Raw genomic sequence first — 451 nt, 5'->3', positions numbered from 1 at the left:
TGCCCCCCTTAACAGCGCCCAACCCAGACGAACCGGAAATCGGCCCTGTCGATTTCGCAGTGTCGCGTGGCGATGACCACGCCGCGCTGTCTCCTGCCCAGAACAGCCTCGCTCTCGACGAGTGGCTCTTCTCCCCCACCGGCTGGCATGCGCTCGGTGCTGCCAGCAATGGTCGACTCCCCATCACGGTCCCCTCCCTCCACCAGGGCCTGGCCCTGATCGGCAAGGGGAGAGTGACCGCGATCTTCGGCCGGCTCCGCGCAGGCGCGGGCGTCATCGACCTCGACACCAAGAACGCCAACATGGGCGAGTACCTCGCTCCCGAGATCGCGGACTGGCTACGTCGACGTGGCTGCTGGGTGCTCGAGCGGCCCTCCGGTGGCGCTCCCGGGCGCGCCCACATCTTCTTCGCGCGCGCCGAGACTGGAGTTCAGACGTATGCTCTTCCGAT

General features: G+C 67.4%; 1 protein-coding gene. It reads left to right on the top strand.

Annotated features, from left to right (window positions below; translation table 11 throughout):
- Window positions 1-59: 59 nt before the first annotated feature.
- On the top strand, window positions 60-451 hold a 392-nt coding region (locus ACQPUY_RS17810; protein ID WP_430843400.1), incomplete at its 3' end, for a hypothetical protein.

Source organism: Clostridium nigeriense, from assembly GCF_050585245.1.
Classification (GTDB): Bacteria; Bacillota; Clostridia; order Clostridiales; family Clostridiaceae; genus Clostridium; species Clostridium nigeriense_A.
This window is presented reverse-complemented; position numbering and strand designations above follow the sequence as displayed.